20 protein-coding genes are annotated in these 21,081 nt (G+C 75.9%); 9 read left to right on the forward strand and 11 right to left on the reverse strand.

Going from position 1 to position 21,081, the window contains the following annotated elements:
* Positions 1-41 precede the first annotated feature (41 nt).
* From O4J56_RS08985 to O4J56_RS08995, 3 genes are all read left to right on the forward strand, one after another.
* Positions 42-1,943 carry a hypothetical protein gene (locus tag O4J56_RS08985; RefSeq protein WP_270685082.1) on the forward strand — a complete coding sequence of 634 codons (1,902 nt, stop codon included), beginning with the start codon at positions 42-44 and terminating at the stop codon, positions 1,941-1,943.
* Between the two features lie 120 nt (positions 1,944-2,063).
* Positions 2,064-3,320, forward strand: coding sequence for a MurT ligase domain-containing protein (locus O4J56_RS08990; protein WP_270685084.1), 1,257 nt, complete (start codon positions 2,064-2,066; stop codon positions 3,318-3,320).
* Between the two features lie 18 nt (positions 3,321-3,338).
* On the forward strand, positions 3,339-4,052 hold the full coding sequence (locus O4J56_RS08995; RefSeq protein WP_270685085.1) for a type 1 glutamine amidotransferase: 714 nt from the start codon (positions 3,339-3,341) through the stop codon (positions 4,050-4,052).
* A gap of 89 nt (positions 4,053-4,141) precedes the next feature.
* Here the strand turns inward: O4J56_RS08995 and O4J56_RS09000 are convergent, their stop codons facing one another.
* The 4 genes from O4J56_RS09000 to O4J56_RS09015 form a co-directional block, all read right to left on the reverse strand.
* Positions 4,142-4,915: a GIDE domain-containing protein gene (locus O4J56_RS09000; protein ID WP_270685087.1), complete on the reverse strand. Its 774-nt coding sequence runs from the start codon at positions 4,913-4,915 to the stop codon at positions 4,142-4,144.
* A 144-nt stretch (positions 4,916-5,059) separates the two neighbouring features.
* Positions 5,060-6,088 (reverse strand): CAF17-like 4Fe-4S cluster assembly/insertion protein YgfZ, encoded by a 1,029-nt coding sequence (gene ygfZ / locus O4J56_RS09005; RefSeq protein WP_270685088.1) that lies wholly within the window; start codon positions 6,086-6,088, stop codon positions 5,060-5,062.
* A 10-nt stretch (positions 6,089-6,098) separates the two neighbouring features.
* Positions 6,099-6,566: a Fur family transcriptional regulator gene (locus O4J56_RS09010; RefSeq protein WP_270685089.1), complete on the reverse strand. Its 468-nt coding sequence runs from the start codon at positions 6,564-6,566 to the stop codon at positions 6,099-6,101.
* A 411-nt stretch (positions 6,567-6,977) separates the two neighbouring features.
* Positions 6,978-7,538, reverse strand: coding sequence for a nitrobindin family protein (locus tag O4J56_RS09015; protein WP_270685090.1), 561 nt, complete (start codon positions 7,536-7,538; stop codon positions 6,978-6,980).
* Positions 7,539-7,700: 162 nt separating this feature from the next.
* On the opposite strand from O4J56_RS09015, the gene O4J56_RS09020 reads away from it, so the two are divergent.
* Positions 7,701-8,471: a GIDE domain-containing protein gene (locus O4J56_RS09020; protein ID WP_270685092.1), complete on the forward strand. Its 771-nt coding sequence runs from the start codon at positions 7,701-7,703 to the stop codon at positions 8,469-8,471.
* Between the two features lie 104 nt (positions 8,472-8,575).
* Entirely contained in the window at positions 8,576-8,938 is a 363-nt protein-coding gene (locus tag O4J56_RS09025) for a DsrE family protein (RefSeq protein ID WP_270685094.1), read from the forward strand.
* A gap of 102 nt (positions 8,939-9,040) precedes the next feature.
* Here O4J56_RS09025 and O4J56_RS09030 read toward each other — a convergent pair whose 3' ends face one another.
* The 4 genes from O4J56_RS09030 to O4J56_RS09045 form a co-directional block, all read right to left on the reverse strand.
* Positions 9,041-9,787, reverse strand: a complete 747-nt coding sequence (locus tag O4J56_RS09030; RefSeq protein ID WP_270685096.1) for a phosphoglyceromutase — start codon at positions 9,785-9,787, stop codon at positions 9,041-9,043.
* 10 nt (positions 9,788-9,797) lie between these two features.
* Positions 9,798-10,394 carry a YbjN domain-containing protein gene (locus tag O4J56_RS09035; protein ID WP_270685098.1) on the reverse strand — a complete coding sequence of 199 codons (597 nt, stop codon included), beginning with the start codon at positions 10,392-10,394 and terminating at the stop codon, positions 9,798-9,800.
* Positions 10,391-11,695: a D-inositol-3-phosphate glycosyltransferase gene (gene mshA / locus O4J56_RS09040; protein WP_270685163.1), complete on the reverse strand. Its 1,305-nt coding sequence runs from the start codon at positions 11,693-11,695 to the stop codon at positions 10,391-10,393. The genes O4J56_RS09035 and mshA overlap by 4 nt, the downstream gene beginning before the upstream one ends.
* A 245-nt stretch (positions 11,696-11,940) precedes the next feature.
* On the reverse strand, positions 11,941-12,930 hold the full coding sequence (locus O4J56_RS09045; RefSeq protein WP_270685099.1) for an alpha/beta hydrolase: 990 nt from the start codon (positions 12,928-12,930) through the stop codon (positions 11,941-11,943).
* A 198-nt stretch (positions 12,931-13,128) separates the two neighbouring features.
* Between O4J56_RS09045 and O4J56_RS09050 the strand changes: the two genes are divergently transcribed.
* The 3 genes from O4J56_RS09050 (at position 13,129) to O4J56_RS09060 (ending at position 14,843) form a co-directional block, all read left to right on the forward strand.
* A complete protein-coding gene (locus tag O4J56_RS09050) occupies positions 13,129-13,491 on the forward strand; it encodes a BlaI/MecI/CopY family transcriptional regulator (RefSeq protein WP_270685100.1) in 363 nt (120 codons plus the stop codon).
* 4 nt (positions 13,492-13,495) lie between these two features.
* On the forward strand, positions 13,496-14,434 hold the full coding sequence (locus O4J56_RS09055) for a M56 family metallopeptidase (protein ID WP_270685102.1): 939 nt from the start codon (positions 13,496-13,498) through the stop codon (positions 14,432-14,434).
* A gap of 103 nt (positions 14,435-14,537) precedes the next feature.
* Positions 14,538-14,843, forward strand: a complete 306-nt coding sequence (locus O4J56_RS09060) for a DUF2516 family protein (protein WP_270685103.1) — start codon at positions 14,538-14,540, stop codon at positions 14,841-14,843.
* Here the strand turns inward: O4J56_RS09060 and O4J56_RS09065 are convergent.
* From O4J56_RS09065 to O4J56_RS09075, 3 genes are all read right to left on the reverse strand, one after another.
* The gene (locus O4J56_RS09065; RefSeq protein WP_270685105.1) at positions 14,745-17,195 is read right to left on the reverse strand and encodes a hypothetical protein; all 2,451 of its coding nucleotides are present in this window, start codon (positions 17,193-17,195) and stop codon (positions 14,745-14,747) included. The two genes, O4J56_RS09060 and O4J56_RS09065, sit on opposite strands and share 99 nt — an antisense overlap.
* Positions 17,196-17,258: 63 nt before the next feature.
* Positions 17,259-18,167, reverse strand: coding sequence for a neutral zinc metallopeptidase (locus O4J56_RS09070; protein ID WP_270685107.1), 909 nt, complete (start codon positions 18,165-18,167; stop codon positions 17,259-17,261).
* A gap of 11 nt (positions 18,168-18,178) precedes the next feature.
* Positions 18,179-19,138: a neutral zinc metallopeptidase gene (locus tag O4J56_RS09075; RefSeq protein WP_270685109.1), complete on the reverse strand. Its 960-nt coding sequence runs from the start codon at positions 19,136-19,138 to the stop codon at positions 18,179-18,181.
* 146 nt (positions 19,139-19,284) lie between these two features.
* Here O4J56_RS09075 and O4J56_RS09080 point away from each other — a divergent pair, with 146 nt between their 5' ends.
* Entirely contained in the window at positions 19,285-21,072 is a 1,788-nt protein-coding gene (locus tag O4J56_RS09080) for a DUF2207 domain-containing protein (protein ID WP_270685110.1), read from the forward strand.
* The last annotated feature ends 9 nt before the right edge of the window (positions 21,073-21,081 follow it).

Consider the following 21,081-nt stretch of genomic DNA (forward strand, 5'->3'; position numbering starts at 1 on the left):
ATTTCCTCACACGCGCTGTGATCCCCCCAGGAGGTGCGGCGGTGGCGGTCCGATCCCCGCGGAACAGGACGGTGCGCATCGGCTGGCGGCACGCGGTGCCGGTGCCCGACCCCGGCCCCCCTCCCCGAAGGCCCACACCCCCCGACCGCGCCGACGCCGTCCGCGCGGCCGCCCGGCGCGGCTCCGAGGCCGCCACCGACCGCCCGCTGAAGGCGGCGCTGTGCGCACTGGCGGCCGTCGCCGCCCTGGCCCTGGCGCTGTGGCCGCTGCGCGTGCTGCCCGGGCTGCTGGTCTTCGCCGCCCTGCTGGCCTGCCTGGTCGTCGCCGTCCCGATCGGGGTGGCGCTGCTGCAGAGCCGCGCGGTGGCGGCCGAGCGGGCCGCGCGCGAGCGGGAGCGGCTGGCCGAGCGGCGCCGCGCCGAGGAGGAGGACCTGCGCCGCCGCCAGGAGGAGCACGCCGAGGAGTACCGCGGCTGGCGGGCCCGCCGCCGCGCCTTCGAGGCGCAGCCGCGCTGGTACGCCTTCGAGCCGCCGGCCGGGGTGCGCGCCGTCGTGGTGGTCGGCGGCACCGAGGCCGGGTGGTCGGCTCTGCTCACCGGGTTGGGCGCCGCCCGCCTGGCCGACGGCGGGGACCTGGCCGTGGTCGACCTGTCCGGCCGCGCCGTGGCCGGGGACCTGGTGGCGCTGGCCCGGCACTGCGGCGCGCGGGCGCGGGTGCGGGTGCTCCCCGCCGACCTGCCGCGGCTCACCCTGGGCACCGGCCTGGAGGCCGGGGAGCGGGCGCGCACCCTGGCCGCCGTCGCCGCGGCGGCCGACCCCAAGTCCGACGCCGAGCGCGACCGGGCCCTGCTGGAGCGGGTGCTCGGGGTGCTGGGCGCCGACGCCGGGACCGACGCCGTCCTGGCCGCGCTGCGCGCGGTGGCCGCCCCCGGCGACGACGTGCGCGACGACCCGTCGCTGGGGCTGCTGGACGCCGGGCGGCGCGCGGCCGTCCGCGAGGCCTGCGGTACCGACCGGGCCACCGCGGACCGCGCCTGGGAGCTGGAGCGGCACCTGGCGCCCTTCGAGGGGGTCGGCTCGCGCGCCGGGGAAGAGGAGGAGCCCGCGGCGCAGGTGGGCGTGGTCGCCACCGACCGGGCCGCCGGCGAGGTGGCGGCCCGCGCCTACGGGGCCTACGCCGTGGCGGGGCTGTGCCGCCTGCTGGAGCGGGGGGAGGGCGGCGCCCCCTGGACCGGGGCGGTGGCGGTGTGCGGCGCCGACGCGGTGCCCGCCGCCGAGCTGGACCGCCTGGAGGAGGCGGCCGCCCGCGCCGGGGCGGGCCTGGTGCTGGTCTTCCCGGAGGCCGGGGACGAGGCGATGGCGCGGGTCGATGGGCCCGGCCGGATGCCGGTGGTGATGCGCCAGCCCGGCCCCCGCCCGGCCGCGCGCCTGGTGGAGTGGTTCGGCGAGGTGCCCGAGGTGCGGCTGCACCGGCTGTCCGAGGTGATCGGGGAGGCGCTGAGCGGCAGCGTCGCCGACGGCTACGCCGACGCCGAGGACCCGGCGCGGGCGGCGACGGTCCCCACGGCCGTGCGCGCGACGGCCCCGCCCGCCCCGGTGGCCCCGCTGGACCTGGCGCGCCACCTGCGCGCCGCGTCGGTGTGGGGCAGGGCCACCGCCCAGGCGGCCCCGGTGGACGCCGACGGCGACCCGCGGCCGCTCCGCGCCGACGTGCACGGCCTGCGCTCGCTCCCGCCGACGGCGATGCTCGTCCCGGGGGAGGGCGGCGCGGTGCTGGCCGACGCCAACCCGGGCATCCTGACGCTGGCCACCGCCACCCTGTCCACGGTCGAGGAGGCTCCCCCGGTCGAGCCGCCGCCCAGGGACGACGAGGAGCCTCCGGCGAACCTGGGCCCGCCCCCGGAGCGGCCGGACTGGCGCCGGGAGGCGGACGGAGCGCGGTAGGGCGGTGTCCGTGGGGCGTGCCACGGGCCGCGGGCAATACCCTTGGATACCGAAGCCTGCGGTCGGCGGTGCCCCCGGCGGCCCCGGGCCGGTGCTCCCAGTAGAAACCTAGTGGGGATCATGAGCGAACTTCCCTTGCGTGCCCAGCTCGCGTCCGTCCTGGGCAAAAGCGCGGCGTCGCTGTCCCGGGCCACCGGCCGCGGGGACGGCTCGGTCATCGGCGGGCGCGTGGCCCTCAAGGTCGAGCCCGACCTGCTCGGCAAGCTGGCCCGGGGGCGGAGGCTGACGCTGGTCAGCGCCACCAACGGCAAGACCACCACCACGCGGCTGATCGCCGCGGCGCTGCGCGAGCTCGGCGACATCGCCACCAACGAGCAGGGCGCCAACATGCCCACCGGGCACATCACCGCACTGGCCAACAGCCCCGACGCGCGCAACGGCGTGCTGGAGGTCGACGAGAAGTACCTCCCGCAGGTGATCAAGGCCACCAATCCGGCGGTCACCGTGCTGATGAACCTCAGCCGGGACCAGATGGACCGCGCCTCGGAGATCAACCTGCTGGCCAAGAAGTGGCGGGACGCGCTGGGCACCAGCGAGACCCACGTGGTGGCCAACGCCGACGACCCGCTGGTCGCCTGGGCGGGCCTGGGCGCGCGGCACGCCACCTGGGTGTCGGCCGGGCAGCGCTGGAAAGAGGACTCCTGGTGCTGCCCCGAGTGCGGCGGCCACCTCAAGCGCGACCCCGACCCCTACTGGGAGTGCCCCGAGTGCGGGCTGGCCCGCCCCGAGGCCTCCTGGGCGGTGGACAACGGCGACGACGTCGTCGTGGACCCCAACGGCGTGCGATTCGGCATGCGGCTGAACCTGCCCGGCGACGCCAACCGGTCCAACGCGGCCATCGCCATGGCGGTCGGCGCCGCCTACGGCATCCACCCCAAGCAGTCGCTGCCGCGCCTGCGCGAGATCCGCTCGGTGGCCGGCCGCTACACCTCGGTCGTCACCCACGGCACCGAGGTGCGGCTGCTGCTGGCCAAGAACCCGGCCGGGTGGCTGGAGTCGTTCGCGGTGCTCGGCCCGCCCGACGTCCCGGTGCTGCTGTCGGTCAACGCCCAGGTCCCCGACGGCAAGGACACCTCCTGGCTGTGGGACGTGGACTACACCGTGCTGGCCGACCGCCGGGTGTTCGTGCTCGGCGAGCGCCGCACCGACCTGGCGCTGCGGCTGGAGACCGACGGGGTGCCCTTCGAGGTCGCCGACCGGGTGGACGACGTGGTCGCCCGCCTCAAGGCCGAGCGCCCCGACCTGCCCAAGGTCGACGTCATCGCCAACTACACGGCCTTCCAGCAGATCCGCGCGGCCTACGGCCGCGTCCAGTAGGCGACGAGGACAGGTGAGATGACCGACACGAGCAGCGCCCTGCGCATCGTCTGGATCTACCCGGACCTGCTCAGCACCTACGGGGACCAGGGCAACGTCCTGGTCCTCAAGCGCCGCGCCGAGCTGCGGGGCATCCCCACCGAGACGGTGCGGGTGCTCTCCAGCGACCCGGTGCCCGAGCAGGGGGACGTGTACCTGCTCGGCGGCGGCGAGGACCGCCCGCAGATCCTGGCCGCCCAGCGGCTCCGCTCCGACGGCGGGCTGAAGCGGGCCGTCGAGGCCGGCGCCGCGGTGTTCGCGGTGTGCGCCGGGTACCAGATCGTCGGCGAGAGCTTCGGCGACGACGACGACAACCCGCTGCCGGGGGTGGGCATCCTCGACGTGCGCAGCGGCCGTGGGGACACCCGCGCGGTCGGGGAGATCGTCGCCGACGTGGACCCGGCGCTGGGCGCCGGGCGGATCACCGGCTTCGAGAACCACCAGGGCCGCACCGCGCTGGGGCCCACGGCGCGCCCGCTGTCCACCACGGCCGTGGGCATCGGCAACGGCAACGGCACCGAGGGCGCCGTCCAGGGGCAGGTGCTCGGCACCTACCTGCACGGCCCGGCCCTGCCGCGCAACCCCGCCCTGGCCGACATGCTGCTGAGCTGGCGGGTGGGCGAGCTGGCCCCGCTGCCCCCGGCCTGGGGCGAGCGCCTGCACGAGGAGCGGCTGGCGGCGGCGCTGCAGTAGGGCGCGCCCGGCGATGATCTCGACGAGAGTGCTGTCAAGACCGCGGGAATGACGGCGCTTCTGTCGAGATCATCGCGTGTTGGCGGGGGTCAGCCCGTTTCGAGGAGCAGCAGCAGCCCCGCCAGCAGGGCCACCGCCGCCGGGAGGACCGTGTAGCCCAGCGCCTCGCGGTTGCGGTCGGCGCGCACCAGCTCCTGGTGGGTGCGGGTGGACAGGGTGAGCGGCGTCTGCGGCGACGAGGCCAGGCGGACCTCACCGTCCTCCCCGCGCACCGGCGCTCCGCGCACGAACAGGGTCTGGCCGGGCAGCACGGCCCACTCCCGGTAGCTGACGCCGGGGGTGAGCCCGCTGGGCGCGGCGGCGTCCAGCGTCGCCGTCGCCGAGGGCGGCCGCGTGGGCACGTCCTCGCGCCCGTGCGCGGCGGCCGAGGGGACGAACCGGTCGTAGTGCGGCTCGGCGTCCTCCACATCGGCCCCGGAGGGCACGCAGTGCAGGGAGCCGCGGCCGTCGCGCAGCCGGAACCCGGCCTCCGACTGCTCCAGCAGCAGCCGGTCGGGCTGCAGCCGGTCACCCGCCGTCGTGCGGTAGTGGTGGTGCACCGCCTCGATCCGGTACCACACGCACGGCGTCTGCGAGAAGGGCGCCGTCAGCACCCCCTCCGGCCCCGCCTCGGCGGTGGCGGTGACCTCCACCGCCGGGGGGAGCTCCGTCAGGTTCCGGAGCTCCTCGGTGGTCAGCAGCGGGGTGTTCTGCAGCGCGAGGCGGTGCCGTCTGGCCTTGAGCGCCCGCAGCAGCAGGTAGCCGCCGAGCCCGATCAGGGCCAGCGCGATCAAGTGCAGGGTCGCCGCGATTCCGTCCACCATCGCCTCCGTGGGCAGGTCCAGGTCACATGGCCCGTCGGCGAAGGCGGGCCTGCATCATGCGTATACCCGCGGCGAGTGAAGGGGCAATGACCGGCGGTGTACAGGTTTCGCTAAGACCACGGAAGGGTAAGGAGACGCACTTTTCTATCGCGGTGCGCGGCGCAGGCCGATGTTCGCGTTCGCCCCGGTGTCCGGCGGGACCACCACCTCCTGGGCGGCGGCGACACCGTCCACGGTGAACTCGGCGTCCACCGGAACGTTCCGCTTCACCATGCCCAGAGCGATCGGCCCGAGCTCGTGGTGGCGGGCCGAGGTGCCGACGAACCCGACCGAGCGGCCGTCCAGCTCCACGGCGGCGCCGCGCGCGGGCAGCCGCTCGGCGGTGCCGTCCAGGTGCAGCATGACCAGGCGCCGGGGCGGGCGCCCCAGGTTGTGCACCCGGGCCACCGTCTCCTGGCCGGGGTAGCACCCCTTGTCCAGGTGGACCGCGCCGCCCACCCAGCCCGCCTCGTGCGGGATGGCGCGCTCGTCGGTGTCCAGGCCCTGGCGCGGCCGGTGCGCGGCGATGCGGGCGGCCTCATAGGCCCACAGCCCGGCCGGGCGGGCCCCGGCGTCCGTCAGGGCGGAGGCGACCGCCGACAGCGCCTCCCGCTCGACCAGGAGGTCGGTCTCGTCGTCGGCGCGGCGCACCGGAGCGTCCCCGACCGCGTCGGCCGCCGCCTCCAGGGCGGTGCCCCGGTCGGGCCCGGTGAGGGTGATCACGGCCCGCTCGGCGGTCAGGTCCTCCACCTCCACGCGCATCATGAAGCGCATCCGGTGCAGGAAGCCGGCCAGCTCCGCGCCCTGCCCGGGCTCGGTGTGCAGCCACACCGCCTCGCCGTCCTCCAGCACCGCCATGTGGTGCCGGATGCGGCCGTTGGCGTCCATCAGCAGCGCCTCGGAGGCCGTCCCCGGGGCCATGCCCTCCATCGCCTGGCTGGTGAGGCTGTGCAGCAGCGTCAGCCGGTCGGGGCCCAGGACCCGCACGACCCCCCGGTCGGAGCGGTCGGTCCAGGCGGACGCGCGCTCCATCGCGCGCCCCTCCTGCGCGGGTTCGCCGTAGTGCGCGGCGACGTCGGCGTCGGGTGCTTCGGCGGGGACCGCCCCGGGGCGGGCCAGCAGCGGAGAGCTCATACCCCCGAGCCTATGCGGTCGCGCCCGTTCCGGTCGTCCCCGCACCGGCGGCGTCCGGCTCCTCGGCCGCGCAGTCCCGGCACAGCCCGTAGACGGTCAGGTGCCGGGCGTCGGCCCGGAATCCGGAGTCGGCGGCCAGGCCGCGCACCAGGCCGTCGGCGAGCTCCAGCGGGGCGTCGGAGGCGGTGCCGCAGCCCCGGCACACCACGTGCAGGTGGTCGGCGTCCTCGGTGAGGTGGTAGGAGGGCGCGCCGTGCCCCAGGTGGGTGTGGGTGACCAGGCCGATCCGCTCCAGCAGGTCCAGGGTGCGGTAGACGGTCGAGGTGTTCAGCCCTTCGGCGGTCTCGCGCACGCGGTTGCCGATGGCCTCGGGGGTGGCGTGCTCCAGCTCGCGCACCGCCTCCAGGACCAGCTGCCGCTGGGGCGTGACGCGGTAGCCGCGGGAGCGGAGCTCTTCCCGCCAGGTGCGGTGGGACATGTCACCGAGTCTACGGCTCCGCGGCCGTGCGGGGGCGCCGCCCCGGCGGGGGCGGAGGGGCCGGTGCGACCCCGGTGGAAAAAACCCTTTGCCCCTCCCGGAGCCCCGGACGTAGTGTCGGTCCCACGCTAGAAAGGAGGTGGTCCTGAAGATGATTTCTCTTAGGACTTGCGAGGTGGCCGCCCGCTAGGGCGTCCGTTGGCGCGGATCGCCTCTGGCGAATCCAAAGCGGACCACCGAGGCCCCTGGGAGGCCGGACCTTGTCCAGCCGGCCCCGCCGTCAGGCGGAGGAACCCCGGGGGCCTTTTCCTGTCCTGTTCCGTGTTGATCTCGGGGAAGTCGGCCTTGTACCGGCGGGTATGACCCCGTGTTCCCCGAGATCAACAAGGGATGGGGAGGTGCGCGAGCGGTTCAGTCCCTCCCGGCGCCCTCGCCGCCGCCCGCCTGCTTGAGCTGGGCGGACATGTAGGAGCGCAGGTCGTGCCCCTGGGCGGCCATGTCCCACGCGTAGCCGAGGACCTCCCGGTCGTCCCCGAAGAGCCCGTAGAGCCGGTGCCCCGCGGTCACCTCCAGGCCGGTCTCGGTGCGCAGCACCGCGTCGGTGGACATCTCCACCCGGTTGGCGAACACGTTGCCCAGGTAGACCTCGCTGAAGCCCTCCGGGTGCGCGATCAGCGCCTCCACGTGGACCGGCGGCACGTCCTCGTCCGCGCCCTCGGGGCGCTCGGTGCCCGGCGGGCGCACCCGCCAGTAGCCGCTCTCGGAGGTGACGTACTCGCCGAGCGTGCCGTCCGGGTTCATCCGCCAGGCCTGCGCGCTGTAGGCCAGGAACGGGCCGCCCTCGTAGGAGAACTCGACCCGCTGGCCGAACTGGAACTCCTCGGTGCCCTCGTAGCCCGCGACGCCCACGCCCTCCCAGCGGCCGATCAGGAAGGACAGCTTTTCGAGATCGGGGTGTAGATCCGGCTGCATAATGTCCGAGAGTAGCGGCGCCGGAGCGGTGCCCCGGTCATCCCCGCGCGGGGCGCGCCGCTATGGGCCGCCCCACAGCGGCTCCCGGGGCGCGGCGTCGCCCGGAGCTGGTAAAGAAGAGGGGCACGGCAGCGGGACGACGAGCGGAGGACGGACCTGACGATGGTGGTGATCGGGGCGGTCCTCATCGCCGCCGCAGCGGTTCTGGCCGTCCTGGCCGCGCGGGCGGTGCGCCGGTACGCGGCCCATCGGGGGATCGAACGGGTCCGGCCGCGCGCGCTGGCGGCGATGCGGGGCGAGGACGTGTCCCTCACCGGGGCGGCGGTGGCCGGCCCCGACGGCGCGGCCGAGTCGCGCCTGGCCCGGCTTCCCTGCGTCTGGCACGGGCACGAGGTACTGCGGCACTACCGGCCGGTCGACTCCGGAGCGGCGGCCGGGGAGGGTGAACGGCGCGCCGACTCCATCGCCGAATACGCCTCCGAGGAGCCGTTCGCCCTGGTCGCCCCGGGGGAGGAGGGCGCGGCGGCGCCGGTGCTGGTGGACCCCGCCGACGCCGAGGTCCTCGGCGCGGACCTGGCGCTGCAGCGCGTGGTCGGCCGCCCGGAGAAGGGCGTGAAGGCGCCCGCGGACGACCTGCTGCCCCGGGTCAAGGGGCGCATCTGGGGGCTGTTCCGCGGCGAGACCATCGAGTTCGAGTACCGCGAGTGGCTGCTGCGGCCCGGGGACCCGGTGGCGGTGTCCGGGCGGGTGGAGCTGCGCGGCGGCCGCCCGGTGATCACCGCCCCGCCGGACGGGCGGGTGCGCATCGAGCGCCTGGGGTCGGCCCCCGGCGGCCCGGAGGCCGCGCGGAGCCGCCGCCACGCCCTGCTGCTCGGCGGCGGGACGCTCGCCTCGGCCTGCGCCGGGCTGGCGATGGTCCTCGGCGCGGTCTGACGGACCCTCTCGTTGATCTCGGGAGAAACGACGCTACCGACGCGGTTTCAGGGTCTTTTTCCCCGAGATCAACGAGGGATGTGCCGGGTACTAGGGTGGCCCCCATGACGCGGACGATGGTGATCAAGGTCACGGCGGGCGAAGAGGCCCCCGAGCGGTGCAATCAGGGCTTCACGGTGGCCGCGGCGGCCGCCGCGGCGGGGGTGCGGGTCTCGCTCTGGCTGACCGGGGAGGCCGCCTGGTTCGCGGTCCCGGGGCGCGCGGAGGCCTTCGACCTGCCGCACGCCGCCCCGCTGGCCGACCTGCTGGAGGGCGTGCTGGCCGCCGGGACGGTGACCGTGTGCACCCAGTGCGCGGCCAGGCGGGACCTGAAGGAGGGCGACCTGCGCCCGGGCGTGCGCATCGCCGGTGCCCCCACCTTCGTCGAGGAGACCCTGGCCGAGGGCGCCCAGGCGCTCGTGTACTGAGCCGCCCGGGATGGGGCCGCCCGGGATGGGCCGCCCGGGACACGACGGGGCCCGCCGTGCGGGGCACGGCGGGCCGGGCGGTACCGGGGGCGGGGGCGGGCGCTACTTCTTGCCCTGGTTCTTCACGGCCTCGATGGCGTCCTTGGCGGCCTCCGGGTCGAGGTACTCGCCGCCGGCCTTGCGCGGGGTGAAGTCGTCGTTCAGCTCGTACACCAGCGGGATGCCGGTGGGGATGTTCAGCCCGGCGATGGCCTCGTCGGAGATCCCGTCCAGGTGCTTGACCAGCGCGCGCAGCGAGTTGCCGTGCGCCGCCACCAGCACCGTGCCCCCGGCGGCCAGCTCCGGCACGATCGCGTCGTACCAGTAGGGCAGCATCCGGTCCACCACGTCGGCCAGGCACTCGGTGCGCGGCATCAGCTCCGGCGGCAGGTCGGCGTAGCGCGGGTCGCCGTGCTGGGAGTAGGGGTCGTCGTCGGCGATGGGCGGCGGAGGCGTGTCGTAGGAGCGGCGCCAGACCATGAACTGCTCTTCGCCGTACTCCTCGCGCGTCTGCGCCTTGTCCTTGCCCTGGAGGGCGCCGTAGTGGCGCTCGTTCAGCCGCCAGCTCCGCTCCACCGGGAGCCAGTGCAGGTCCGCGGCGTCGAGCGCGATGTTCGCGGTGCGGATCGCCCGCTTGAGGACCGAGGTGTGCACCACCTTCGGACGGATGCCCGCCTCGGCGAGGAGCTCGCCGCCCTTGCGGGCCTCGGCCTCACCGGTCGGGGAAAGGTCGACGTCCACCCAGCCGGTGAACAGTCCTTCGGCATTCCAGACACTCTCGCCGTGTCGCAGCAGAACCAGCTTGCCCATGCCCGCCACCTTAGCGACTCGACGGGCCGGCCGGCCCGTCGCCGTTGACCGCGGTCCCGGCCCCGTCCTCGGAGACCAGGTGCCGGAAGGCCTCCAGGTTCCGGAGGCTGTACCCGCCCTTGACGCGCCAGGCCCACTCCTTGCGGATGGACGTGGCGAAGCCGAGCTCCAGCGCCGTGTTGAAGTTCTCGTCGGAGTAGGTGAGCACGCACCCCAGCAGCCGGTCCACCTCGTCGGGGGTGATCGCCGACAGCGGCAGGCGCCCGGTGATGTAGACGTCCCCGGCCCCGTCGGCCGAGAACGCCATCCCGTAGGTCTCCTCGTTGCGCTGGAGCAGCCACCGGTAGAAGCCGTCGGCGTTCTCGTCGGGGCGGCGGCAGAAGAACGACTTGACCAGCAGGCTGTGCGCGCCCACGTCCAGCCACACCAGCGTCTTGAGCTTGCGCCTGCCGGGCAGCGTGACCAGGAACGCGCTCGGCCGCGGCCGCTCGTACTCCAGCTCGGCCTCGCGCACCGCGGCCTCGACGGCGTCGACGGCCGCGGCCCGGGTTCGGCTCGGGGTGTCCATGCCCTCCATGGTGCCCGCCCGCGCGTGCGCCCCGGTCATCCGGCCCACGCCTCGGCCGCGGCGCCCACTCCGGCGGTGCCCGCCCCTGCGCTGCCCGCGGCCGCCGCGGCGGCCCGGGAGGCGGCCGCCCGGTAGCCGCGCAGCAGGCCCTCGGCCGTGGCCGACCAGCTCAGCCCGGCGGCGTGCGCCACCCCGGCCTCGCCCATCGCCGCGCGCAGCCCCGGGCGGTCGGCGAGCGCCTGCAGCGCCCGCGCGTAGTCCTCGGGGTCGTGCCCGTCGATGAGCACCCCGGAGGCGCCGTCGGCGACCGCGGTGGGCAGCCCGCCCACCCGGGCCGCCACCACCGGGGTGCCGCAGGCCTGCGACTCCACCGCGACCAGGCCGAAGGACTCGGAGTAGGAGGGGACCACGGTGGCCGTGGCCGCCCGGTAGTACTCGGCCAGCTCGGGGCGGCCGCGCGGCGGCTCCAACCGGACCGCGTCGGCGATGCCCAGCGAGCGGGCCAGGTCGGCCAGGCGGCGCGGCTCGGCGGTGCCGCTGCCGGACAGGCCGCCGACCACCGCCACCACCAGGCGGTCGCGCAGCGAGGGGTCGCGCTCCAGCAGCCGGGCGGCGGCGCGCAGCAGCACGTCGGGGGCCTTGAGCCGCTGCACCCGGCCGACGAACAGCAGCAGCACGGCGTCGGCGGGCAGGCCCAGCCGGCGCAGGGCGGCGGCGCGGTCCCCCGGGGTGAACACGTCCAGGTCCACACCGGGCGGCACGACCGCCACCCGGCCGGGGTCGGCGCCGTAGTGCTCGGTGAGCTGCCCGGCCTCGTCGCGGGTGTTGGCCACGAGCAGGTCGGCCTGCCGGGCGAGCTGGTCCTCGCCGCGCACCCGCAGCTCCGGCTCGGGGGCGTCGCCGTCGGCCAGCGACAGGTTCTTGACCCGGGCCAGGGTGTGCATGGACTGCACCAGCGGCACCCCCCACCGGTGGGCGACGGCCAGCCCGGCGCGGCCGGAGAGCCAGTAGTGGCCGTGCACCGCGTCGTAGTGGCCCATGTGCTGTTCGGCCTCGGCCCGCAGCACCCCGAAGGTGAACGGGCACAGGTGGCGGGCCAGGTCGAGCTTGTCGAGGGGGCCGAAGGGGCCGGCGGCCACGTGCCGGACGGCGGCGCCGGGCGCCAGGTGCGCCACGGGCGGCAGGCCGGGCCGGGTGGCGCGGGTGAAGACGTCCACCTGGACGCCGCGCTCGGCCAGCCGCTTGGCGACCTCCACGATGTAGACGTTCATGCCCCCGGCGTCGCCGGTGCCGGGCTGGTCGAGAGGTGAGGTGTGCATGCTCAGCATGGCCACGCGCATGCGGCCGCCGGTGTCGGCGCGGGCCGGGGCGCCCGGTCTGTCCGGCTCCACTGTCCTGTCGTCCCCCTTCTCCGTGCGGCACCGGGGTGTGCCGCGTCCCGCCGGTGCGGGCCCTTCCGCACAACAGGGCGGGCCTGTGCGGTGTTCCCATGATGGACAGGGCGCGGGGGCGGGTGTGCACGCGGGGTCGGCGGACGGACACCGCGGGGTGCGGGGCGGTAGGGGCGAACGGGGCGGAGGTGCGGTCAGTCCCCGGACGCGGCGGCGGTGCGGCCCGCCCAGCCCTCTGTGAGGAAGTCCACGGCCTGCGGGAACGTGGGCGTCCAGGTGTCGTAGGTGTGCCCGCCCTCGGGGAAGGCGGTCTCCACCGTCATGCCGCGCTCGCGGAGCAGCCCGGCGAAGCGCTCGGCCTCGCCGTGGATGCTGCCCTCCTGCAGCGGGGTGTGGTCCTGCTTCCCCTCGACCAGCATGAAGCGGATGTCGTGCACCTCGGGGTCGTCCAGCAGCCGGTCCGGGGCGTGCTCCTCGGTCCGGTCCCCGAAGGTCCCGCTGGGGTCGTCCACCTTGAAGTACCCGGCCCAGCTCACGGCCTGGGAGTACAGGTCCGGGTGGCGCAGCGGCAGCGCGGCGGCCCCGTAGCCGCCCATGGAGAACCCGCCGATGGCGCGCAGCTCGCGGGGGCGGCGCAGATCGCCCTCGACGGCCTCGACCGCCTTGCGGGTCACGAACGTCTCGATCCTGTAGTCGTCGTCGACCGCGTCGCCCCACTCGGTGTCGGCGCCCCCGGCCTCCTGCCCGAAGGGCGCGGCGATGACGAACTCGATCCCGGCGCGGCACATCTGCTCGTCCAGCTTGGGGCCGATGCCGGCGTCCTTGAGGTCGGTGTGGGTGCCGGTGGACCCGTGCAGCAGGTACAGCACCGGGAGGTCGGCGCTGTCCGGGCCGGGCGGGCGGCGCACCCAGATGGGGCGGCCCTTCTCGGGCGCGGCGGGGTCGGGCACCCGGACGATCTCGTCGGTGCCGGGCTCGTCGCAGACCGCCACCGAGCCGGGGCGCGGGTGGACGGCCGGCCCCTCCGGCGCGGGCGCGGGGGCGGCGGCCCCGGCCGCGGTCCGGGCGTCCTGGGCGGGGACCGGACCGTGCCCGCCCTGGACGGCGGCGAGCATGGCGGCGGTCGCCACCACGAGGGACGAGGCCGCGAGCGCGGTCGCTCTGCGGGACAGCGAGCTGAACACAACCGCGATCCTAGGGCCCACACGGCGGCGTGCGGGCAGGGCGCGGCAAGGTGCGGGCGAAATGTCGGTACATGTGATGACAGGCGGATCGGTGGACGGTCGGCCGCCGGCGTCCGCGATCCCCCGCGCCGCAAGGTGAGGCGTGCCTGACCGGGGGGTGCCACGCAGGGTAGTACTACCCGCCGTAGACTCTTGCACATGAATCGGCTCGGCGACCTTGAACGCGCGGTTATGGAGGTACTGTGGCAGCGGAGCGAACCCATGACGGTCCGCGAGGTGGGACGCGCTCTGGCTGAGCGGGACCTGGCTCACACGACAGTCATGACGGTCCTGGACCGCCTGGCGAAGAAGGGGGTCGTGGACCGCGCCCGGGAGGGCCGCGCGTGGCGGTACCGCCCGGCGGCCAGCCGGGAGGACTACGTCTCGGAGCTGATGTTCGACGCGCTCGGGCAGACCGGGGACCGCGACGCGGCGCTCGCCGCCTTCGTGCGCTCGATGAGCGACGAGGAGGCCGAGGCCCTCCGCCGCGCACTCGAGGGAAACGACGAGCAGAGGACGTAGCCCGATGGTCAGTGCCGCACTCCTCTCCGCGATCGCGGTCGGCTGCTTCGCAGCCGCGGCACGCCTCCGTCGGGCCCACTGGCCCTTCCGCGGCCCCTACGTCGCGGTCATCGCCTGGCAGGCCCTCGGCCTGGCCTGGGGCGTGTCCACCATCGGCGCCCTGCTCGCGTTCGGCCTGGCCCCCTACGGCCGGGGCGTGACCGGCGGGCTGGCGGCCCTGGCCGCCGACGCCGCCGCGCACGGGCTGTCCCTCGCGGCCACCGCCGCCAGCCCGTTCGGTCCGGCCCAGGTCGCGGCGATCCTGCTGGCCCTCGGCCTGACCCTGCTGCTCTTCTGCTGCCTGGTGGCCTCCTTCGTGCAGGTGGTGCGGACCCGCCGCCGGCACCGGGCGCTGCTGCAGCTGGTGGGCCGGGACGACCCCGGCGTGCCCGGCGCGCGCATCCTGGACCACCCCGCGGCCGCCGCCTACTGCCTGCCCGGCGTGCTGCGCTCGGAGGTGGTGATCAGCGCCGGGGCCCTGGAGGTGCTGGACTCCGAGGAGCTGGCCGCGGTCATCGCGCACGAGCACGCGCACCTGCGCCAGCGCCACGACCTGGTGCTGCTGCCCTTCTCCTCGCTCAAACGCGCCTTCCCCCGGCTGGGCATGATGCGCGAGTACTACCGCACCGTCTCGCTGCTGATCGAGATGTGCGCCGACGACCAGGCCCGCCGCGAGCGCTCCGCCCGGGAGCTGGCCACCGCGCTGATGCGGTTCGGCGAGCGCGGCGCCACCGCCCCCGCCGGGGCGCTGGCCGCCACCGCCGACCACACCGACGTGCTCGCCCGGGTGCGCCGCCTGCTCCAGCCCGGCCGGGGGCTGACGCGCGCGCAGAGCGGCGCCGTGCTCGGCTCGGCCGCGCTGCTGATGGCCACCACGCTGTCCCTGTGGCACCTGCCCATGTGACCGCCCATGTGACGCCCGCCGCCGCCGCGCCGGGCACGATCGGGGCCGCTCCGCCGTTTACCCTGAGACGAGCAGGACGCGACCAAGACGGGCGGGGACACCAATGGTGCTGATGGGCTACCTGTACCAGGTCATCTACATCGCCATCTTCGTGACGACGCTGTACGCCCTGATCGAGGCCCTGCGCACGCCCGCGGAGGCCTACACGGCCATGGACAAGCAGACCAAGACGATCTGGGTGGCGATCCTGGGCGTGGGCACCGGCCTGTCGCTGCTGGCCGCCCTGGGCACCGGGGGCTTCCTCACCTTCCTATCCCTGGTCGCCGCCCTGATCTTCATCCTCGACGTCCGCCCCGCCGTGCGCGGCATCGGGCGCGGCGGCGGGAACGGGCCCTACGGTCCCTGGTAGCAGCAGCGCGGACGCCTCCCGCACGGCCGCGGCGTAGGCCGGGTCCAGCACGTAGAACGAGTGCCCCAGGATCTCCGGGTACAGCGCCTCCCCGGCCGGGATGTCGTACTCGCGCGGATCGGGCAGCGCACCGGTGTCGGGCAGGGTGCGCCCGCCCGCCGGGGCCGTGTGCACCGGCCCGCCGATCGGGTCGGTGACCCGCCACAGGTTGCGCCAGCCGGCCACCCGCGCCGCGGCGTCGGCCAGCGCGGCCGGGCCGAAGTAGGCGGGGAAGTAGCGGGTGTACAGGCGGTACAGCGGGGACCCGTGCGTCACCACGGCCACCGCGGGGCGCACGTGCGGCGGGAGCTGCCACACCGTGGCCGCCGCCAGCACCGACCCCTGGGAGTGCCCGGAGAGCACCACCCCCTGCCCGCCCTCGGCCGTGGCGGCCACCCGCGCCACCAGCTGGGGCACCGTCCGCTCGGCGTAGGAGGGCGGCGCCAGCGGGTGCGCCACCCGGGGCCAGAAGGTGCCGACGTCCCACAGCACGCCGACCGCCTGGCGGACGGGGCGCCGCCGGTAGGCGCTGAAGCCGATGCCCACCAGCGCCACCAGCATCAGCGCGCCCAGCCACGAGCCCACCGTGACCAGCAGCCCCACCGCCTCCTGCAGCGCGCCGTCGGGGCCGGGGGCGACCGCCGCCGGAGGGGCCGCCGGCTCCGCGCGCCCTCCGGGCACGGCGGTCAGCCGCCCGGTGCCCACCGCGAAGGCCACCAGCGCCACCAGGGCCACGCCGGGCAGCAGCACCGCGCCCAGCGCCACCGGCAGCGACTCGGTCATCCGCCCCATGGCGCGGGCCCGGGCGATCATGCGGGTGCGGAAGCCGCCGCGCCGCCGCCCGTACTCGGCGGCGGTGAGCGACTCCTCCTCCCTGGTGCGGTGCCGCAGGCGCAGCCAGAACCACAGGGCCGCCCCGGCGACGATCACCGCCTCCAGGGAGAAGGCGAGCTGGAGCCAGGAGAAGGCGGCGGGGGCCTGCAGCGGCAGGCACCCGGCCTCCTCGGCGCCCGGATAGTGGCACCCGCCGAGGAACCCGGCGCTCTGGTAGACCACGGCGGCCGAGAACACCCCGCCGAGCAGCACCCCGACGGCCGCGGCGGCGGGTCCGGCCAGGCCGCGCATCGCGGTGTCGCGCTTGAGGGGCGTGCGCGCGTACATGGCGGCGGCGGCCGCGAACTGGACCGCCACCAGCACGCACTGGAGCCCGAAGAGCGTGTTCAGGCCTTCCGCGAAGCCGGGCAGCCGCCCCTCGGCGGACCAGCCCGGCCGCGGCCAGGCGGTGTACAGCAGGGACGCCCCGGACAGGACCAGGGCGGTGTCGCGCAGCCGGGCGCAGATCCGGTCGGCGCTGCGGTTCCAGGTGTGGGCGGTGCCCGGCACCAGGGCCATCAGCGACGCCCCGGCGACGACGGCGGCGAGCAGCCCGAGCAGCACGGTCCCCGCCGCGGGCGCCCCTGCGGCGCGGTCGTACAGCGTGGGCGGGACCGCCGCGAGCAGCCCCACCGTCCCGGCGGCGACCGCGAGGTGCACCGACCGCAGCCGCCCCATGATCATGCTGTTCCGCCAGAAGTGCGGGCGGCTCAGCGGCGCGTCGGGGGAGGGGGAGGGCGCGGTGCCCTGCGCGGCGGCCTCGTAGACGCTGGTGGTGCGCCGGGAGAGCCGCCACAGCAGGGCCGTCGCGGCCAGCGGCAGCAGCGCCCCGGCCGCCAGCGACAGCCCGGGGCGGGCCAGCAGGCCGCCGGGGGCCGACAGCTCGCCCAGCAGCGGGCGCAGCTCGGCGCAGTGCTCCCCGTAGGCGGGGCACTGCCAGCCGACCAGGTCCATGCCGATGCCCGCGGCGGCCAGCACCAGCAGCACCGTCAGGCTCAGGGCGATCAGCCGCGACGCCGACCCGTAGGCGATGTCGGCCAGGCGGTGCAGGCGCGACGGAGCGGCGCCGGCACCGGCGGCGCCGACGCGGTTGCCGGTGCCCGAGGCGCCCTGGGCCCGGGCGGCGTCCCCGTCGGGCGGCGCCGGGCGCATCCAGTAGGCGATGTTGGCCAGGATGAACGGCAGCAGGAGCAGCCACAGCGCGCGGGAGGCCCGTCCGGAGGTGAGGTTGCCCCAGGCGAAGATCTCCCGCGGAACGCCGGGGACGGTCTCGGTGTCGGGGGCGCGCCGCCAGCGGAAGAACCCGGCGAGCCGGTCGCCCCCCACCCGGACCACGGGCTCCACGTCCAGCAGCTCCTCGGCCTGCCCGCCGCTGACCCCGTGGATCCGGAGCTCGACGATGCGCGGATCGGAGGGGGCGGGGGATCGGTCCTCGGGCATGTTCGGATTGTCCCACGCAGGCCACGGCCCGTAGGGGGTTGCGGGCGGCCGTACCCGGCCGACTCAGGCCACCAGGGCGTTGTCAGCGGTCCAGGTGTTGCAGGAGCCCGGGCTCTGCCCGTCCAGACCGCGCCGCACCCACTGCCGGCTGTTCTCCGCCGAGCCGTGGGTGCGGTCGTCGGCGGGCCCGTCCGGGCGGTCGGCGGTGGCCTCGGAGTCGTCCAGCACCGCGCGGACGTCCTCCTCCTCCAGCGGATACGACACCGCCACGGCGCCCAGGAAGACCCCGGCCAGGCAGTTGGCCTGCAGCTCGGACCGGCGCGTCCAGGCGTTCTGCGCGATGCGGTCCTGCTCCTGCCCGCGCCGCTCGTGGTAGTACTCCAGCACCCCGGCCTCGCCCTGCACGTGGTGGCCGTACTCGTGGGCGAGCAGCGAGGCGTAGACCGCCCCGTTCGCCTCGCCCCGCCATTTGCGCACGACGTCCTCGGTGCCGATGTAGATGCTCTGGCTGGTGCGGCAGTAGAAGGCCCCCGCCTCGGAGGGGTAGTCCCGGCACGGGCTGGTGCCCGGCTCGGTCCAGAACACCCGCGAGGGCGGGTCGAAGGCCAGCCCCGCCTTGGCGAACTGGGTGGACCAGGCCTGGTCCAGGCAGTCGGCGATCGTGTTCAGGAACCGCTCCATGGAGGCGGGGTCGTCCACGTCGGGGTCGGGCGCGGGGCAGGGCAGCGGCGCCAGCCGCCCGGTGCCGTACAGCGGGTTGTCGACCAGGGCCTCCCGGCCCGTGGGCGCCCCGCCGGAGTCCGGGGCGGCGGCCTCGTCGGGGGCGGCGGAGCCGGGCCCCTCCCCGGGCGCGGAGGAGCCGCCCGTGGCCGACCACAGCAGCACCGCGAGCGCCACCACGGCCGCGGCGAGGGCCGCGTACAGCGCGTTGCGCCCGCCGGGGCGCCCCCGGCCGCCGTACCCCTGCGCCACGGTCCTCCTCGCTACTCGACCAGGCCGTCGTCCGCACTCCAGGTGTCGCACGCGGCGGGGTCCCGGCGGTCCATGCCGTGCTCGGTCCACAGGGCGCCGTTCTCGCCGGTCCCGTGCGTGCGGTCCGCCGAGTCGTAGTCGCCACGGCGGCGGGCGTCTTCGAGGATATGCTCCCGCTCCTCGTCCCCGATCGGGAAGCTCGTCTCCACCGCCCCCAGGAACGTGCCGCCCAGGCAGTTGGCCTGCAGCTCGCTGCGGCGCGTCAGCCGGTCGCGCGCGGCGGCGTCGGATGCGGCGCCGCGCTCGGCGTTGAAGCGGGCCAGGATCCCGGACTCGCCCTGAACGTGGTGCCCGTACTCGTGGCTGAGCACGAAGGTGTAGGTCTCCGGGCCGCCGCCGTCCCAGGAGTCGGCGACGATGTCCTCCACGCCCAGGTAGAGCCCCTTGTTGGCCTGGCAGTAGAAGGCCGACGTCCCCTCGGCGGGGAAGTTGCCGCAGGGGCTCTGCCCCGAGGCGTACCAGAACACCCGGGTGGGCGGCTCGAAGTCCATGTCCCCCTCGGCGAACCGGTCCTGCCACGCGGTGTCCAGGCAGTCGGTGATCTCGTGCAGGAACGCCTCCATGGACTCCCGGTCCTGCGGGTCCACCTCCGGCGCCGGGCACTCCACCTCGGTCATCTCGCCGGTGGTGCGCAGCGGGTCACCGGCCGCGCCGCCCGCCCCCGTCCCGGAGCCGGTCCCGGCGGAGGCCTCCTGCGCCGACGCCGGCCGCGCCTGCGCCGTCCCGGGCGGAGCCGCCAGCTCCGACACGGTGAGGAACCCGGCCAGCCCCACCGCCCCGAGCCCGGTGAGCAGCACGAGCCCCACCACCGGCCCCATGGGCGGGCGCGGCGGGCGCTCGGGCAGCAGCGCACGCGCCCCCGCGCCGCCTGCCCGGCCCGCGCGCGCGAAGCGCGTCCCCGTCGCGGCCATGCGCCGCCTCACCTCCTGGAGCACCGATGGAGCACCGACCCCGGCGGCGTCGGGCCCCCGGGCGCCGACACCCCGTCGATTATGACGGGTTTCCGAGGTTCGTCCGGCACGGACCCTGGAGGGGGAACCGCTAAGCTCGCTTCCCGATGCCGATGACCGCGGCCCCGGGACGGGGCGCCCGCGCGGCCGTGGCGGTGTGCGCCGCGGCCCTCGCCGTGCTGCCCTGGTCCGCGCCGGCCGCGGCCGCCCCGCGCGACGGCGCGGAGACCCCCGAGGCGCACACCGTCCCCGAGGGCGCCGACGCCGACGCCACCACCGTCGACATCAGGCTGCGCATCGACTCCGAGGGCGTCGTGCACGCCGAGGAGACCCTGGAGTTCGGCTCCGGCGCGGGCGCCGCCTTCACCCGCGGCCTCGGCGCCCGCGAGGACTACGACACCGACCGCGACCGCGTCTTCCCGGTGGAGGGCGTCCGGGCCCGGGACGGGTCGGGCGCGGAGCTCCCGGTGCGCACCGAGGAGAACGGCGACGCCCTCGACCTGGTCGTCGAGCGCGGGGACGCCGGGTCGGCGGTGCTCACCTACACCGTGCGCGGCGCTCTGGAGGAGACCGGCGACGGGGTCGAGCTGGAGTGGACCCCGGTGGCCGGGTACAGCGCCCCCGTCGCCGAGACCAACGTGCGGGTGGACGCCCCGATGCCGCCGCGCGCCCTGTCCTGCACCGCCGGGGACCCCCGCAGCTCCATCTACTGCACCTCCTCGGACATGGGCGGCCACGGGGCGGAGACCGCGCGCTTCCTGCAGGCGCGCATGGAGCCCGGGCAGCGGCTCTCCGTCGCGGTGGCCTACCCGCCCGGCACGGCGCCCGCCGAGCCGGTCCTCGACCGCACCTGGTCGCTCACCTCCGCCTTCGCCATCACCCCCGTCACCGGATCGGTCTTCGGGCTGCTGCTGGTGGGCCTGCTGGGCGGGCTGGCGGCGCTCATCCGCATCCGCGGCCAGGACGAGCGCGCCCTGCGCACCGAGTCCGGCGCCGCCGCCAACGTCCCGCTGGCCCCGGTGCCCGGCCTGCCCGGCGGCATCCGCTTCCGCCCGCCGGACGGGGTGCACCCGGGCCAGATCGGCACCCTCATCGACGAGCAGGCCGACGTGGTCGACATCGCGGCCACCGTGGTCGACCTGGCCGTGCGCGGCCACTACACCATCGAGGAGCTGCCGCACGACCACCCGGCCTCGGTGGACTGGGTGCTCAGCAAGCGGGTCCCCCCGGCCGACGAGGAGCTGCTCCCCTACGAGCGGATGCTCATGGACGCCCTCTTCGAACGGAGGGTCAAGGTGCGTCTGTCGCACCTGCGCCGCGGCGGCTTCGGCGCCCGCCTGGGGGCCGTGCGCGACGAGCTCTACCGGGACATGGTGCGGCTCAAGTGGTTCGCCCGCCGCCCCAACGTCACCCGGAACCGGTGGGCCACCGCCGGGATCGGGCTCACCGCCGCCGGGGTCGCCCTCACCGTGGTGCTGGCGGCCTTCACCCACGCCGCCTTCACCGGGCTGGCCGTGGTGATCGCCGGGGCCGCGATGACGCTCGGCGCCCAGTACATGCCGGCCAAGACCGCCAAGGGCAGCAGCGTGCTCGCGCACGCCATGGGGTTCCGCGCCTTCCTGATGAGCGCCGAGGCCGAGCACGTGCCCGAGGGGCACCGGGTGGAGCTGTTCTCCCGCTACCTGCCCTACGCGCTGATCTTCGACAACGTGGACCGCTGGGCCAGCGTGCTGGCGGCCGCAGGGGAACGGGAGGAGAGCGCCAACAAGCGCCTGCCGTGGTACGAAGGGCCCGAGGAGTGGCACGTGGGCGACTTCGCCGAGTCCATCCGGGCGTTCGTGGTCACCCTGTCCGGAGTCGTCTCCAGCGCCCGCCACTTCCGGGCGCTGGGCTGAGGGAGCAGC

Source organism: Nocardiopsis endophytica (genome assembly GCF_027706725.1).
Classification (GTDB): Bacteria; Actinomycetota; Actinomycetes; order Streptosporangiales; family Streptosporangiaceae; genus Nocardiopsis_A; species Nocardiopsis_A endophytica.

Bases quoted from the DNA above. Each gene is read 5' to 3' on its own strand.
- O4J56_RS08990 (WP_270685084.1), top strand. From the start codon at position 2,064: ATGAGCGAACTTCCCTTGCGTGCCCAGCTCGCGTCCGTCCTGGGCAAA.
- O4J56_RS08995 (WP_270685085.1), top strand. From the start codon at position 3,339: ATGACCGACACGAGCAGCGCCCTGCGCATCGTCTGGATCTACCCGGAC.
- O4J56_RS09000 (WP_270685087.1), bottom strand. From the start codon at position 4,915: ATGGTGGACGGAATCGCGGCGACCCTGCACTTGATCGCGCTGGCCCTG.
- ygfZ (WP_270685088.1), bottom strand. From the start codon at position 6,088: ATGAGCTCTCCGCTGCTGGCCCGCCCCGGGGCGGTCCCCGCCGAAGCA.
- O4J56_RS09010 (WP_270685089.1), bottom strand. From the start codon at position 6,566: ATGTCCCACCGCACCTGGCGGGAAGAGCTCCGCTCCCGCGGCTACCGC.
- O4J56_RS09015 (WP_270685090.1), bottom strand. From the start codon at position 7,538: ATGCAGCCGGATCTACACCCCGATCTCGAAAAGCTGTCCTTCCTGATC.
- O4J56_RS09020 (WP_270685092.1), top strand. From the start codon at position 7,701: ATGGTGGTGATCGGGGCGGTCCTCATCGCCGCCGCAGCGGTTCTGGCC.
- O4J56_RS09025 (WP_270685094.1), top strand. From the start codon at position 8,576: ATGACGCGGACGATGGTGATCAAGGTCACGGCGGGCGAAGAGGCCCCC.
- O4J56_RS09030 (WP_270685096.1), bottom strand. From the start codon at position 9,787: ATGGGCAAGCTGGTTCTGCTGCGACACGGCGAGAGTGTCTGGAATGCC.
- O4J56_RS09035 (WP_270685098.1), bottom strand. From the start codon at position 10,394: ATGACCGGGGCGCACGCGCGGGCGGGCACCATGGAGGGCATGGACACC.
- mshA (WP_270685163.1), bottom strand. From the start codon at position 11,695: ATGCGCGTGGCCATGCTGAGCATGCACACCTCACCTCTCGACCAGCCC.
- O4J56_RS09050 (WP_270685100.1), top strand. From the start codon at position 13,129: ATGAATCGGCTCGGCGACCTTGAACGCGCGGTTATGGAGGTACTGTGG.
- O4J56_RS09055 (WP_270685102.1), top strand. From the start codon at position 13,496: ATGGTCAGTGCCGCACTCCTCTCCGCGATCGCGGTCGGCTGCTTCGCA.
- O4J56_RS09060 (WP_270685103.1), top strand. From the start codon at position 14,538: ATGGTGCTGATGGGCTACCTGTACCAGGTCATCTACATCGCCATCTTC.
- O4J56_RS09065 (WP_270685105.1), bottom strand. From the start codon at position 17,195: ATGCCCGAGGACCGATCCCCCGCCCCCTCCGATCCGCGCATCGTCGAG.
- O4J56_RS09075 (WP_270685109.1), bottom strand. From the start codon at position 19,138: ATGGCCGCGACGGGGACGCGCTTCGCGCGCGCGGGCCGGGCAGGCGGC.
- O4J56_RS09080 (WP_270685110.1), top strand. From the start codon at position 19,285: ATGCCGATGACCGCGGCCCCGGGACGGGGCGCCCGCGCGGCCGTGGCG.